A 13,106-nucleotide genomic window follows, 5' to 3' on the forward strand; every position below is an offset into this window, starting at 1 on the left:
GACCCGAACCGCTGTCTTTCCAACGGGACCGTCATATACCGGGATCTGACCCTGCCATACCCCGGTCAAACAATGAGCCAGGTAGGTGACTGTGATGGCAAATGTCCAGATGAGTAGTCACATGAAACCCGCGATTCTGGCTTTCGCCCTCGTAGCATCGTATCCCATAGTTGCTGCCGATCTTTCCCAATTCCTGATAAACGAGACCGGCCAGACAAGGTCGTCAACAGCAGCGAACGACATATCAGAAACAGATATGGCCCACGCCCAACTCTGGGATTTGTCTGAGACGGAATGGCGTCGCTACCAACAGCTGATGCGAGGGATTCGCGGAAGTATCAGTCCGTCGACGATATCGCCCATCGAGGTGCTTGGCATCCACGCGCGAGATGAAGTGGAAAGACAGCAGTACGCGGAAGCCTGGGCGCGCGCCATGCGCGAGGACGTGGACCGAATTCTCTCGTTCCAACGTGCTTACGACGCAGCGGTAAAACATCTCTATCCCAATGAGCCAGTGATCGACATCGGTCGGCTACCAGGAAAGTCAGTGGAGACGAGCGCGCTGCAATCCAGCGATCGCCTGTTGTTTTTCACCCGTCCTGCGTGTCCGGTCTGCGATGTGCTTTTAAACAAACTGTTGCAGCGGATCGGCGAAGTCAGAGGCATTGATATCTATCTCACGGAATTAACGCTGGGTGATGATGCGGCAGTGCGGGACTGGGCTTCGAGCCACCGGATCGAATCCGAGTGGGTGCGCAGCCGGCGGGTTACCCTGAATCACGACGGAGGTGCCCTGGACAGCCTGACGAATGGGCAGGGAAAGGTTCCCTACCTCTTACGTCGTCGGGGCGAGGATCTGTCGCAGCTCCGGGCATCGGAGCTATGACGATGGCCCGACCGAGATGCCATCAGGCCTGGTTATGGGTACTCGTTGGACTGGCTCTCCCCTGTGTTGGCTGGAGCAATGCTTCGGTTCCGGCAGGATACCGCGCTATCGCAACAGCACAGGGAATTCCACATACCTTGCTGTACGCCATAGCCCTCACCGAGAGCGGTAAACTGATCAAAACGGCAGGTGATTACCGGCCCTGGCCGTGGACCTTGAACCTGGCCGGCCGGGGCTACTTTTTTGACTCCCGATTGGAGGCATGGCAGGCATTGACGGCTTGGATCGGCGAAGGTAGGCGATCAATCGACATCGGCATGATGCAGGTGAGCTGGAAGTATCACAAGGACAAGTTGGGCAACACCTGGCAGGCGCTCGATCCCTATCACAACCTGCGCGTGGGTGCGGCCATCCTGCGAGCTTGCTACCAGACCCGTCAGGATTGGTGGTCCAGCGTGGGATGTTATCACGCGCCGGCGAATGAGAGCCGGGCAGACCGCTACCGTCAACGGGTGGTTTTACATTGGCACCGGATCAATAGCGAAGGGTAGGGGATGAACACGGCGAGCTGGTTAAAAATAATTGGGTTTACCATTGGTTTGATACCCGCACTGGCCGGCGCTGCCCTGACGGTCATCTATGACAGTGGCGACACCCAGCCGATCGCACCTTTTCTCGATGCTTTTGATTCCACGGAGACCACCATACCCCAGAAGCAGGTGACCCAGCGTCCGCAGCTGGGTGCCGCGGATCTCGCCTCCTTGTTGCCGATCCGTTCACCTGGTCTGACACCGAGCCCGATCCAGCCGAAAACCCATGATCGGCCCTTTGCTCGCCCGTTCTTCCTGGTTGGATCAGACAACTTGTCCCGCCAGTGGCTGCTGGAACACCGGGACCGGCTCAAGGAGATCGGTGCTGTGGGCATGCTGATCCAGGCTGACACCCTGGATGATCTGCAAACCATCGCCGAATTGGCAGCCGGATTATCCGTGATGCCGGCATCGGGGAGTGATATCGCTAAAGCCTTAGGCCTCTCGCACTATCCCGTACTGATTACCCCCCACGGCATCGAGCAGTGAGCCGCCATCCGATCGAGGCGCTTCTGCGCCCGCCGGTCGAACTCTGGTCCATGTGGGTCGCCTTTGCCACCGCGGCGATCGCCGTGGCGGCCCCCTGGGCCTTGATGATGCCGCCGGGTGTGGCCTATGGTGCAGCGTCTGCGCTGACGATGCTCGGGGTTATCCGGGGACGGCAAGCCTGGCGGGTGATCCGCTATCAGCGCAATATGTGCAAACTGCCCACCTACCGGCTGCGGGCAAGCCAGATTCCACTCAGTCGACGGAAGTTGTTCCTGGGCAAGGGCTTTCGCTGGACCCAGCAGCATACCCAACGGCTGCGCGATACGATCCGCCCGGAGGTCCAGCACTACGTGCAGCCAGGGCGGCTGCATCGATGGGCGCGCCGCAAGGAGGTGACCTGGGAGTCGACCCCGATACTGCAGTGGCTGGCTCAGCTGTTACGCACGCGAGCCTGGTGGAATCCCCTGGCGCCACTGCCGGCGGTCGGCGGTAAGCCGGCACTGCATGCTGTGGAACCCGATGAGCAGGCGGTCTGGATGGATATCGGTGAACGGGTGGGCCACACTCTGGTGCTCGGCACCACCCGGGTCGGCAAGACGCGCTTGGCCGAGATGCTCATCACCCAGGACATTCGGCGCGGGGATGTGGTGATCGTGTTCGACCCCAAAGGGGATGCTGGACTGCTGAAGCGGATCTACACCGAAGCAAAAAGATCGGGACGGGCCAAGGAGTTCACACTGTTCCATCTCGGGTATCCCAAGGTATCCGCCCGCTACAACGCCATCGGCAACTTTTCCCGCATTACCGAGGTGGCGACCCGCATTGCCAACCAGCTCCCCAGCGAGGGCAACTCGGCCGCCTTCAAAGAGTTCGCCTGGCGCTTCGTCAATATCATCGCCCGGGCCTTGGTGGCGCTCAAGCGACGGCCCGACTATCAGCAGGTCCGGCGTTACATCAACGATATCGAACCCCTGTTTATGGAGTACGCGAGATACCATCTGGACCAGCAGGGAGCCGAAGACTGGAAAGCGCAAGTAGAAGCACTTGCAGGATCCATTAATGAGCGCAATCTGACACCGGCACTGCGGGGTCGAAACAGAGATGCCATCGCCCTGATGCGCCATCTCCAGGCGCAGGACCACTACGACCCGGTGCTCGACGGTCTGATGTCGGCCTTCAAATACGATAAGACCTACTTCGACAAGATCGTCAGTTCTGTCGGGCCGCTGATGGAGAAACTGACCACCGGCAACATCGCTGAACTCATCTCACCGAACTATCTCAATGAAGAGGATACCCGGCCCATCTTCGAGTGGATGGAGGTCATCCGCCGGAAGGGGATCGTCTATGTCGGACTGGATGCGCTGACCGATACCACAGTGGCAAGTGCGGTGGGCAATTCCATGTTTGCCGATCTGGTCTCCGTGGCGGGTCACATCTACAAACATGGCGTACCGGGTGAAACTGAAAACACCCCGCCGACCATCTCCCTGCACGCCGATGAGTTCAACGAACTGATCGGGGATGAGTTCATCCCCCTACTCAACAAGGCGGGTGGTGCAGGTTTTCAGGTCACTGCCTATACGCAAACTTGGTCGGACGTGGAGGCACGCATCGGCAACCGGGCCAAGGCCGGACAGGTCGCTGGTAACTTCAACACACTGATCATGCTGCGGGTCAAGGAGATGGCCACCGCCGAGATGCTCACCGAGCAACTGCCCAGAGTCGAGGTCTTTACCTTGATGAGTGTCTCCGGGGTGGATGACTCATCGGAGCCGGGCTCCGGTGTCGATTTCAAATCCCGTAACGAGGACCGCATCAGTGTCTCCGAAGTTCCGCTGCTCACACCAGCAGAGCTGATCACTCTGCCCAAGGGGCAAGCCTTCGCCCTGCTGGAGGGTGGTCAGCTCTGGAAACTGCGGATGCCCCTGCCGGTTGATGACAGCGATATGCCCGAAAGTCTGGCCGAGATCGCCAAAGAGATGGAACGCACCTACATCACCAACGATCAATGGTACCGGGTGCAGGAACCCTGGTGGGGAGCTGTAGCGGATGTCGATTCCTCTAACAGCCAGGAGGAGAGCACCGATGGCTGAAGCGGTTTCCGATCCGCGTAGAAGGGTCGTTCAGGAAGGGCTTATCGCAAAAAGCCTGACGGCCCTGGCGAGGGTTATTCAGTGGATACTGCTATCACTGCTGTTCTCGATCATCGTCGAATGGGCCGGTATGGTGCTCTGGTGGCCGGACGAAGGCATCGAGCACAGCCGCGCTATGCTCGCCACGGAGATCAGCTATCTCGAATCCGACTTCAAACGCAGCGTCGTCACCTCCGACCCTGCACAGTTTGCCAAACAATTTGCCGATAACACCTACTACTATCTATTCGAGATGACCCGGTTCGTCGATTTCATCCGCTGGGTCTCGCCACCACCGGCGGCAAACGAGCAAGGACTCAGACCAACCCTGCACAAGATCTACCAACCGACAGCGGAATTCGTGATCGCAATGATGCAGGTTACACAGCTGTTTTCGGTGCGTCTGGCAATCCTCACCCAGGCGATGCCGGTTTTCCTACTGTTCAGCCTGGTAGCCATGGTCGATGGATTGGTGCAGCGGGATCTGCGTCGATGGGGTGGGGGACGGGAGAGTTCCTTCGTCTACCACTATGCAAAAAAGGCGGCGGTGCCTCTGGTGGTGATTACCTGGGTGATCTATTTGGCGCTGCCGTTCAGTCTGCACCCGAGTTTTATTGTTTTGCCGTTTGCTGCGTTGTTTGCGTTAAGTGTGGCGGTTACGGCGAGTACGTTTAAGAAGTACCTCTGACAGGTCGAGTTTCGATTAAAGAGATGCAAAAAAAGTTTGTTCACTCGCACCTCCTAGGTTGCATGCATTACGGCCTTTTCTTAGAGGCCGGGCTATAATTACTTGGCATTTCAGCTGTACTATCGGCCAGGAAGAGCCATTCGGAATTCCATCGGCGACTGACAGCTGAAAGCTGTGAGCAGACATTCCGACTGGTCTGGTGAATGTGTGCTCACAATCCAAAAACTGTTGTCCACTGTTGCTCGTGGTGTTTGAAATCCATCCTCGCGAGAGGGCGAGGATGATGCTAATATCTTATTAAACGTTCGTTAAGGTACTGGCATTGAGAACACAGCATTCAAAGGCTGCTTCACGCACAGCCGATATAATTTTGGAAAAAGCGATACCCCAGTTCGCGAACGCAGGCTATGCAGGTGTATCCATGCGCGACATTGCGGGCGCTGTGGGTATCACGCAAGCGGCGCTTTATCACCACTATGCTGATAAACAAAGCCTGTATCTCGCCGCGATGGGTCATGCTTTCTCGGACAAGGCCGTTGGGATCACCGAGGCGTTGCAGAGCAAGGGCACCCCGACAGAGCGTCTCGAGCGATTCATTTCGAGCTTTACCAGACTCATGGCTAGTGACCCAGACTTTCGCGCTCTGCTGCAGCGTGAGCTGTTGGATGGCGACGAAAGCAGACTCCAGCTTCTTGCCGAGCAAGCATTCCTGGAACCTTTCCAGGCGATGACGGAGCTAGCCAGAGATCTTGCACCCGACTGTGATGCCCATCTGGTGGCGATCTCTATGGCCGGGCTTGTGCTTTTCCATTTCGAGACAGCGCCAGTGCGGCAATTTCTACCGGGAGGCACCAAACGCCACAACGACCCGAAGGTGGTGGCCAAACACGTGACCCAACTCCTTAGTCGAGCGTTTGGTACAGCCTGAGAGATACAGCCATGACCGACTCAAGTAATGATATATTTCGCTGTAGAACTAAACGAACGTTTAGTAACGCGAGTATTTGGCCGAAGAATTTTTTGGTGGCCCGGTCAGCAGCGGGGTTTATTCTGCTTACAGCTCTAAGTGCGATAGTGGGGTGCCAGGAGAATTCCAGAACGGATTCTGGGAAGGCGCTGCAACCAACTACCCAGAACGTGGCCCTTTCCAGCATTGAGCAGCGCACTCAGCCGGTCATTTACGAAGTGCCCGGTTCAGTAGTGCCAGCTCAGCGCCTGCAGGTAACATCACGCATCAGCGGCTTTATTGAACAGATCCACGTCGATGAGGGTGATCGTGTGGAAATGGGCGGTAAGCTAGTGGATATAGATGATGCACAGCTCGAAGCGAAGATCCGGGCAGCTGCGGCGGCACTTGCGTCCGCTGAAGCGGATCTGGCGGATGCCAGAGCGGATGTCGAACGTTACCAGTCCTTAGCGATGAAACAGGTACTGGCGGAGGATCAACTTAGAGACGCACGGGTGCGTAGTCTGCTGGCCAGCGCACTAGTTGAAAAGATGCAAGCCGAACTGGACGTACACCGCGAGGACAGACGTTACACACGACTTATTAGCCCAGTTCAAGCGCTGGTTCGAGAGCGGTTGCGTGATCCTGGTGATCTGATCACGGCCGGAGAACCGGTTCTGCGTCTCGATGTATTGGGGCCAAAGGAACTTGAGGTGTTCATACCGACGACCCAGGTGGACGCCGTCACAGCGGGGCAGGCGGTAAAGGTCGTGTTCGACCATGTCAACGAGCACTTAACGGGTACGGTGATTGGTGTAGTGTACTCCGCGGATCCCATGACGCGCCGTTATAAGGTACGCATTGCACTGCCCGATGACCAGCGTCTTTCACCCGGTCAATTCGGAACAGCACGGCTACGGATCGGTGAGGAAACGGTTTTGGCAATCCCGCAAGCAGCCGTCGTAAACCGAGCAGGGATTGAGGGGATATTCGTGGTCGACAGTGAAGGCAAGGCGCGCTTTCGCAGTGTTCGTCTCGGCCGGAGGTGGGGCACAGAACGGGAAGTGCTTGCCGGTGTTGAACCCGGTAATTCTGCCGTGCTACATCCGCCCGCTGGATTGCGGGATGGTGACCGAGTCCAACAGGTTGCCAGAGATGATACCTGAGCGGCTTAACCTGCCTGGACAGCTGGCTTGTTACTTCGTCGAATCACGCCTGACCGTCCTGTTGGCTGTCGCCATCCTGGCATTCGGCGTGATCGGTCTGTTGTTCACACCAAGGGAAGAGAATCCTCAGATTATCGTTCCGGCCGCGGAGGTTCGCGTCAACCTTCCAGGCGCTCTTCCCGGGGAGGTGGAACATACGCTGCTGGCACCGCTGGAGGCAGAGTTACTTGCCATCGATGGTGTAAAGCATGTCTATGGCACGGCACTGGAGGGCCTGGCACGTATCGACGTGGAGTTCGAGGTGGGTGAAGACAAGGAAGATGCCTTTGTGCGCCTCTACGACCGGGTGCTGCGCAATCGTCATCGTCTGCCGCCAAACGCAGGCGAGCCGCGCATCCAGGCCATCGATGTCGACGACGTGCCGGTGTTCACCCTAACCCTGGCTTCCGGTCACTATGACGATGCTGACTTACGCCTTATGGCCGAACGGATACTTGAGCGGCTGCGCAGTGTGCAGGGCGTGGGTCGAGGTTATGTCGTGGGTGGGCGTTCCCGTGAAATGCGTATCGAAGTATCACCGGAACGTCTGCAGGCTTACGGCGTTACGCTCAATCAAGTCGCGGATGCGGTGGCCGCGGCAAATGTGTCGCAGCCGCTGGGCCTGCGGGTCTACACGGGAAAGAACCGCGCCTTGCGGGTCGTGGGATTGATTGAGGACGCCACCGAGCTCGCGGACATTGTCGTGCATTCCGCTGGTGGACAACTGCTACGGGTGCGCGATATCGGCAACGTGGTCGACGGCCCACCGGCCGAGATCGTCCAGATGACCCGCTTCGCCTTCGGTCCAGCGGATCCACGCTTTGGCACCGGTACTCTGGTCGAGATGGCAGCAGTGACGGTAGCTATCGCCAAGCGCAACGGGGTGAACGCGGTCAAACTGACCGAAACGCTTCGTACGCGGGTCGAGCAAATGCGCCAATTGTTCATTCCTCCCGATGTGTATGCTGTGGTGACGCGTGATGACGGGATAAGGGCCGACAAGACCGTGACGCGGCTGGTGGAACACCTGTTAATTGCTATTGGTGCAGTGACCCTGGTATTGCTCTGGTTCCTTGGGTGGCGGGCGGCCGCAATCGTGGCGGTAACCATCCCGCTGGTCTTCGCTGTGGTGATGGGGGCGGACCTTTTAGCGGGCCCCACGCTCAATCGCATTACGCTGTACGCACTGATCCTCGCACTCGGCATGCTGGTCGATGATGCCATCGTGGTGACGGAAAACATCCACCGGCACTATCTGTCGTTAACTTCCGATAAGGACAACGTAGACAAGGCGGATGCGGCGGTGCTTGCGACACATGAGATCGGCAATCCGACGACACTCGCCACGATTACTGTGGTCACGGTGTTCCTGTCGTTGACGTTGGTGACCGGAATGCTCGGCCAGTACTTCTATCCCATTACCTTCAACCTCCCGATGGCCATGATCGCCTCTCTGATCATCGCCTACTCGGTAACACCCTGGCTGGCACGGCGCTTTATGCGAACAGGCAGGCACTGTGGCAGGTCCGGACAATCGGCCTTGCAACGTACATACTACGTCCTGATCAAACACCTGCTGGCACACCGCGGGCTGCGTATTGGGTTTTACATCCTCATTTCGGTTCTTCTGGTTCTTTCATTGCTCCAACCCGCTTGGCAGTTCATCCGTCCTCAGGGAGTTGCTGGCGCTGTCTCATCCTTGGGAGTGCCTCTGGCGTTTCTCCCCAAAGACGACAAGAACACTTTCCTGATCCATATCCATTTGCCGGAGACCACGCCGTTGGAGGTCACTGACCGTGCTGCGCGGAAACTGGGTGAACTGCTGAGACGCCAATCTTATGTACGGGACTATCAGACCCATGTGGGTATCCCGGCAATCATCGACTTCAATGGACAGCTCAAGGGTAGCGGTCGTAACCTCGGGCCGCAGTTCGCCGAGATCCGGATCAATCTTCAGGACAAGTTCGAGCGCCGACCCACATCCATCGATTACGCGCTTGCACTGCGCCCCCAGATCGAAGCGATTGCGGCCGGTTATCCAGGTGGCATTATTCAGCTTGTCGAAGACCCGCCAGGCCCACCGGTACGGGCAACCGTCCTTGCTGAGATTTACGGGCCGGACAACGAACGCCTTGCCACTCTGGCGCACCGTGTGGTGGACGCATTCAAACAGACTCATGACATGGCGGAAGTCTGGGCAAGTGTGCCGTTTGAGGTGGCCGAATACCAGATCCGCGTGAACCGGGAGAAGTCCGCCCTGTCCGACGTTGATCCAACCCAGGTCACCCAGGCCGTCGCACGCCTCTTGCGCGGTGAGACGCTGGCACAGGCACACCCGGTGGGAACACGTACTCCCGTGCCAGTAAGGCTGCATATACCGCGTGAACAACGCATCGACCCCACCCTGCTCGAACGGGCGTTCGTGCACAATGGAGCTGGGCAGACAGTACCCTTGTCGGAGGTCACCGACATGGTCATGGGCATTCAGCCGAAGCCCATCAATCATAAAGATACCGAACGTGTCGAATACGTGGGTGGCGAGCTCGCAGCCAGCGCACCAGCGTATGCTGTGTTGGATCTCGACCTGCGCCTTGATGAGCTGTCACTGGAAGGAGAGGGTCAGCTCAATACCAAGAACCTGTCGTTCATTCCGATACGTCCGGATGCACTCAAGGGCTATCAGTTGTTATGGGAGGGGGAAATGCGGCTTACCTTGGACGCATTCCGCGATATGGGTTTGGCGCTCGGCCTCGCGTTGCTGGTGATCTTTCTACTGCTGGTTGCCTATTACCGGTCATTTTCGCTGCCATTGCTGGCTATGTCCGCCGTACCTTTGGCCCTGATTGGAGTGTTTCCCGGCCACTGGCTATTGGGAACCACCTTCTCTGCGGCTTCGATGGTTGGCGTGATCGCGCTTGCCGGGGTGGTGGTGCGCAACTCCCTGCTTCTGATCGACTTCGCCCAGGAATATCAACGACAAGGGCATCCGATAGAAGAGGCTGTTAGAGAGGCGGGTGCAGTGCGCCTCAGACCGATCCTGCTCACGACACTGGCGATTGCGCTCGGCACAGCGATCATGGTGCCCGATCCGGTGATGGGAGGGCTCGCGATTGCGTTGATTTTCGGTTCAATGAGTTCGGCGCTGTTCGTAGTGTTTGTGGTGCCCTTGCTCTATCGGCATTGGATGTCTTGAATTGAAACGTATCCGAGATAGTCATTCGCTAGTTTCTGAGTTGCATATCCTTGGATTTGGAATTTTAGTGTAGTCTACCAATCAAGACGAAAAACCCCGCACCCTCCTGAATAGATTTTCCATATCAAGTCATCCCCGATTCTCCCACCATGCGCTCCATGCATTACACGGGGAGAACATCAATGCGAGTTACCCAGTTACTGTTCTTAGGGCTGATCGGAACCGCGCTGCCTGTTCAGTTCGTTAATGCTGACGCAGATGGCGAACGGGAAATGCTGGCGAGAATTGTCCACGAGATCGAAGCGATTCACCCGCTGATACGTCAAGCAGCATCGCAAGCCAATCCCGACGTCCGTATCCGGTTTCAGTATGACTGGTTGCGGCAGGATCTCGATCAGATTCAACGCGGCATTCAGGAACACATCGATGCCCCTCGTGCCGAGCCCAGAACCTTTCCGCCGCTGCATGGCGATTACCGCCGGTGATGTGTCGTCATGACCGGCGCACAAAACGCGGCATTTCAAGCAGGCTCCGGAGTTACACCGGCAACGCTCCTGACCGGAATCGCATCGGTTGTTCTGGTGCTCGCTTTTGTCTGGGTCATCTGGGTTTCTTTGGGCACCTTCCGTGCCTGGCAGAGCGGTCAAGTGGTGTTGTTCGATCTCGTCTGGAGTGCTTTACGTGCCAGCATCGTGCTCATGGTGTTGGGCTTTTATCTGCGGTGAGGATGTCGTCACCGTTTCTGTTTCGGGGAGTGCCCCGGTATTCGTGAAAGGGGGCAACCCCGTTACCTGGGAGGGTAAACAATGGTGGTGAAATCAGTAAGAAAGGTGGCGGCCGCAATCGGGCTGCTGGCTGTGTCTGCAGGACAGTCGGTCTGGGCGGCGTTGCCGACCCCGGTTGCACCCAGTACGGCGCCGGCGGCTGGTGATTGGATCGCACTCATCAAGGGATACATAAAAGACGGTGGCCTGGTCCTGGGCCTGGCGATTGCGGTGCTTGGTTTTCTGTGGATCGCCTATCTCGGGTTCTCCAAATTCAACGAGGCACGCCAAGGCAAGGCCGAATGGGCCGAGGTGGGTGTGCTGGGTATTGTCGGTGCAATTGTGCTGATCTTTGCCAGCTATCTGCTCACTGAAGCCGCCGGCGTCATCTGATTGATGTCCAATCGCGACGACATTCTGGCTGACCGGCTTAATGCGGAGCCAGTGATCTTCAAAGGCTGCTCGTCGTCCGAGTTGGGCATTATCGTCGGGGTGGCCGCACTCATCTGGTTGCCTGTCAGTCTTCTGCTGGCGGGGCTGTTGGGTGCGGTCACCATGGGGTTTGGTATCGCGGGTGTGGGTGTTGTCGGTACCGTGATTGTGATGGCAAGCCTGTTCCAACGACTGAAACGTGGGCGACCAGACGGACATTACCAGCAACGGTTCAGCATCTGGCTGTCAGAACTTGGGTTGCACCGGTCACCGTTTATCCTGCGCAGTGGTGCCTGGGACATCGGGAGGAGTGGCAATGCAACGCTACCGCTACGAGATCGATAACGTTCGCGCCCATCTCCGGTCATTGTGGGCCGTAATCGGACTGCAGCTGATCATCATCCTGGCGCTCTTGTTTGGCTGGAGTCAGGCTCCCAAACAGATCACGGTGCATGTCCCGCCGGATCTGCGCTCCGGTGCGACGCTGGCCATAGACGAAGTGCCCGCGGCCAACGTATACGCCTTTGCCTTCTACATCTTTCAGCAACTCAACCGCTGGTCGGAAAACGGCGCCCAGGACTACGGCAAGGCGATATTCCGGGTCTCGCCCTATCTGACACCACGCTATCGGGCGGATCTGATCGCTGATATGGAACTTAAAGCCAAACAGGGTGAGCTGAGCTATCGCGTACGTGGTGTACACGAGATGACCGGACACGGCTTCGAGGAGCGTCGGGTCGATGTGCTCGCACCCGGGGTCTGGGTCGTGTGGCTGGACCTGGATCTGTTTGAATCGGTGAAAGGGATGACCGTGAAGAAGACGGCGATTCGTTATCCATTGCGTGTGGTCAAACTCTCCGTCGATCCGGAATCCAATCCCTGGGGATTGGCGCTGGACGGTTTCAGTGGCAACGGTCCCCATCGGCTGACCGAAGCCCAACTCGGTGACGAGCCCGGGCAAGAAGAATGATAAGGAACCAAAACATGTTGCTGACCAGTCATTGGAAAATTCGTTGGATGTGCTGGCTTGGGCTAACTCTGTGGCTGTTCCAGGTTCCGGTCCACGCCGCATCGGAAAACGTCGAACGGATCGAATGGAAGAAGACACCTATCCGCGTGGAACTGACGGTGGGTCAGGAACGACAGGTAGAGTTTCCATCTTCGGTAAAGGTGGGCGTGCCCGGCAACCTGCAGCCGTTGCTGCGTACCCAGAGCGTGAACGGGACCGTCTATCTCCTGGCGCATGCACCTTTCGAGTTGACCCGTGTCATGGTGCGGGAGACCGAGGGTGGCCAGATCTATCTCTTCGATATCTCGGCATCAAATAAGCTGGGACAGAATCACCCCATACAGCTATTTGTGCAGGAAGCGAACGAACATGGCGTTTTGAATGACGGCAATACCATTGCCTCGAACATCAGTTACGTGACTTTGACCCGATTCGCAGCCCGGCAGCTTTATGCACCAGCCCGACTTCTGCAGGACGGACCCGGCATCGTGCGCACACCGGTGGCACGCGATCCCATCAACCTGATGCGCGGTGGCGCGATCGATGCCACACCTTTGGTGGCCTGGCGGGCAGGGGGGTACTACCTCACCTCCGTCAAACTCACAAATCGAACCGAGCAACCGCAGACGCTGGACCCGCGTAATCTTCGCGGCGCTTGGTTGACGGCGACTTTCCAGCATCATCGCCTGTTGCCTGCCGGCAATGAGGCGGATACCACGGCGGTCTATCTGATTTCAGCCCGACCCTTCAGTGTCTCTTTCTAGGCGGG

At 57.6% G+C, this 13,106-nt stretch carries 14 protein-coding genes; all 14 read left to right on the forward strand.

The genetic code is table 11. The features are described from left to right. The first annotated feature begins 94 nt into the window (after nt 1-94). The 14 genes from A3GO_RS0100865 to A3GO_RS0100930 all read left to right on the forward strand — a co-directional run bounded on the left by A3GO_RS0100865 (nt 95) and on the right by A3GO_RS0100930 (nt 13,101). Nucleotides 95-886, forward strand: coding sequence for a TIGR03759 family integrating conjugative element protein (locus tag A3GO_RS0100865; protein ID WP_051301694.1), 792 nt, complete (start codon nt 95-97; stop codon nt 884-886). Nucleotides 887-888: 2 nt separating this feature from the next. Continuing rightward, nucleotides 889-1,437: a transglycosylase SLT domain-containing protein gene (locus A3GO_RS21945; RefSeq protein WP_084609625.1), complete on the forward strand. Its 549-nt coding sequence runs from the start codon at nt 889-891 to the stop codon at nt 1,435-1,437. Nucleotides 1,438-1,440: 3 nt separating this feature from the next. Next, complete coding sequence (locus tag A3GO_RS0100875) at nt 1,441-1,965, forward strand: integrating conjugative element protein (RefSeq protein WP_051301695.1); 525 nt, start codon at nt 1,441-1,443, stop codon at nt 1,963-1,965. Further along, nucleotides 1,962-4,061, forward strand: a complete 2,100-nt coding sequence (gene traD / locus A3GO_RS21950; RefSeq protein WP_211245074.1) for a type IV conjugative transfer system coupling protein TraD — start codon at nt 1,962-1,964, stop codon at nt 4,059-4,061. Before A3GO_RS0100875 ends, traD begins: the two co-directional genes overlap by 4 nt. After that, the gene (locus tag A3GO_RS0100885) at nt 4,054-4,788 is read left to right on the forward strand and encodes a TIGR03747 family integrating conjugative element membrane protein (protein ID WP_029131795.1); all 735 of its coding nucleotides are present in this window, start codon (nt 4,054-4,056) and stop codon (nt 4,786-4,788) included. Before traD ends, A3GO_RS0100885 begins: the two co-directional genes overlap by 8 nt. A 370-nt stretch (nt 4,789-5,158) precedes the next feature. Beyond that, entirely contained in the window at nt 5,159-5,716 is a 558-nt protein-coding gene (locus tag A3GO_RS0100890) for a TetR/AcrR family transcriptional regulator (protein ID WP_281179352.1), read from the forward strand. Between the two features lie 11 nt (nt 5,717-5,727). Then, nucleotides 5,728-6,900 (forward strand): efflux RND transporter periplasmic adaptor subunit, encoded by a 1,173-nt coding sequence (locus A3GO_RS21955; protein WP_084609627.1) that lies wholly within the window; start codon nt 5,728-5,730, stop codon nt 6,898-6,900. After that, the gene (locus A3GO_RS0100900; protein ID WP_029131797.1) at nt 6,890-10,132 is read left to right on the forward strand and encodes an efflux RND transporter permease subunit; all 3,243 of its coding nucleotides are present in this window, start codon (nt 6,890-6,892) and stop codon (nt 10,130-10,132) included. The genes A3GO_RS21955 and A3GO_RS0100900 overlap by 11 nt, the downstream gene beginning before the upstream one ends. A 182-nt stretch (nt 10,133-10,314) precedes the next feature. Then, nucleotides 10,315-10,617, forward strand: a complete 303-nt coding sequence (locus A3GO_RS0100905; RefSeq protein ID WP_084609629.1) for an integrative conjugative element protein, RAQPRD family — start codon at nt 10,315-10,317, stop codon at nt 10,615-10,617. Nucleotides 10,618-10,626: 9 nt separating this feature from the next. Then, nucleotides 10,627-10,857, forward strand: a complete 231-nt coding sequence (locus A3GO_RS0100910) for a TIGR03758 family integrating conjugative element protein (RefSeq protein WP_029131799.1) — start codon at nt 10,627-10,629, stop codon at nt 10,855-10,857. A gap of 81 nt (nt 10,858-10,938) precedes the next feature. Continuing rightward, complete coding sequence (locus A3GO_RS0100915; RefSeq protein WP_051301697.1) at nt 10,939-11,289, forward strand: TIGR03745 family integrating conjugative element membrane protein; 351 nt, start codon at nt 10,939-10,941, stop codon at nt 11,287-11,289. A gap of 3 nt (nt 11,290-11,292) precedes the next feature. Next, entirely contained in the window at nt 11,293-11,673 is a 381-nt protein-coding gene (locus tag A3GO_RS0100920) for a TIGR03750 family conjugal transfer protein (RefSeq protein WP_029131801.1), read from the forward strand. Beyond that, nucleotides 11,645-12,298 carry a PFL_4703 family integrating conjugative element protein gene (locus A3GO_RS0100925; protein ID WP_029131802.1) on the forward strand — a complete coding sequence of 218 codons (654 nt, stop codon included), beginning with the start codon at nt 11,645-11,647 and terminating at the stop codon, nt 12,296-12,298. Before A3GO_RS0100920 ends, A3GO_RS0100925 begins: the two co-directional genes overlap by 29 nt. Before the next feature lie 14 nt (nt 12,299-12,312). Next, nucleotides 12,313-13,101, forward strand: a complete 789-nt coding sequence (locus A3GO_RS0100930) for a TIGR03749 family integrating conjugative element protein (RefSeq protein WP_037374364.1) — start codon at nt 12,313-12,315, stop codon at nt 13,099-13,101. The last annotated feature ends 5 nt before the right edge of the window (nt 13,102-13,106 follow it).

Origin of the sequence: Sedimenticola selenatireducens DSM 17993, assembly GCF_000428045.1 — a bacterium.
GTDB lineage: Bacteria > Pseudomonadota > Gammaproteobacteria > Chromatiales > Chromatiaceae > Sedimenticola > Sedimenticola selenatireducens.

Excerpts from the sequence above, each read along its gene's own strand:
- A3GO_RS0100865 (WP_051301694.1), top strand. The coding sequence starts at position 95 with ATGGCAAATGTCCAGATGAGTAGTCACATGAAACCCGCGATTCTGGCT.
- A3GO_RS0100915 (WP_051301697.1), top strand. The coding sequence starts at position 10,939 with ATGGTGGTGAAATCAGTAAGAAAGGTGGCGGCCGCAATCGGGCTGCTG.
- A3GO_RS0100920 (WP_029131801.1), top strand. The coding sequence starts at position 11,293 with ATGTCCAATCGCGACGACATTCTGGCTGACCGGCTTAATGCGGAGCCA.
- A3GO_RS0100875 (WP_051301695.1), top strand. The coding sequence starts at position 1,441 with ATGAACACGGCGAGCTGGTTAAAAATAATTGGGTTTACCATTGGTTTG.
- A3GO_RS0100885 (WP_029131795.1), top strand. The coding sequence starts at position 4,054 with ATGGCTGAAGCGGTTTCCGATCCGCGTAGAAGGGTCGTTCAGGAAGGG.
- A3GO_RS0100930 (WP_037374364.1), top strand. The coding sequence starts at position 12,313 with ATGTTGCTGACCAGTCATTGGAAAATTCGTTGGATGTGCTGGCTTGGG.
- A3GO_RS0100925 (WP_029131802.1), top strand. The coding sequence starts at position 11,645 with ATGCAACGCTACCGCTACGAGATCGATAACGTTCGCGCCCATCTCCGG.
- A3GO_RS21945 (WP_084609625.1), top strand. The coding sequence starts at position 889 with ATGGCCCGACCGAGATGCCATCAGGCCTGGTTATGGGTACTCGTTGGA.
- A3GO_RS0100910 (WP_029131799.1), top strand. The coding sequence starts at position 10,627 with ATGACCGGCGCACAAAACGCGGCATTTCAAGCAGGCTCCGGAGTTACA.
- A3GO_RS0100900 (WP_029131797.1), top strand. The coding sequence starts at position 6,890 with ATGATACCTGAGCGGCTTAACCTGCCTGGACAGCTGGCTTGTTACTTC.
- A3GO_RS21955 (WP_084609627.1), top strand. The coding sequence starts at position 5,728 with ATGACCGACTCAAGTAATGATATATTTCGCTGTAGAACTAAACGAACG.
- A3GO_RS0100905 (WP_084609629.1), top strand. The coding sequence starts at position 10,315 with ATGCGAGTTACCCAGTTACTGTTCTTAGGGCTGATCGGAACCGCGCTG.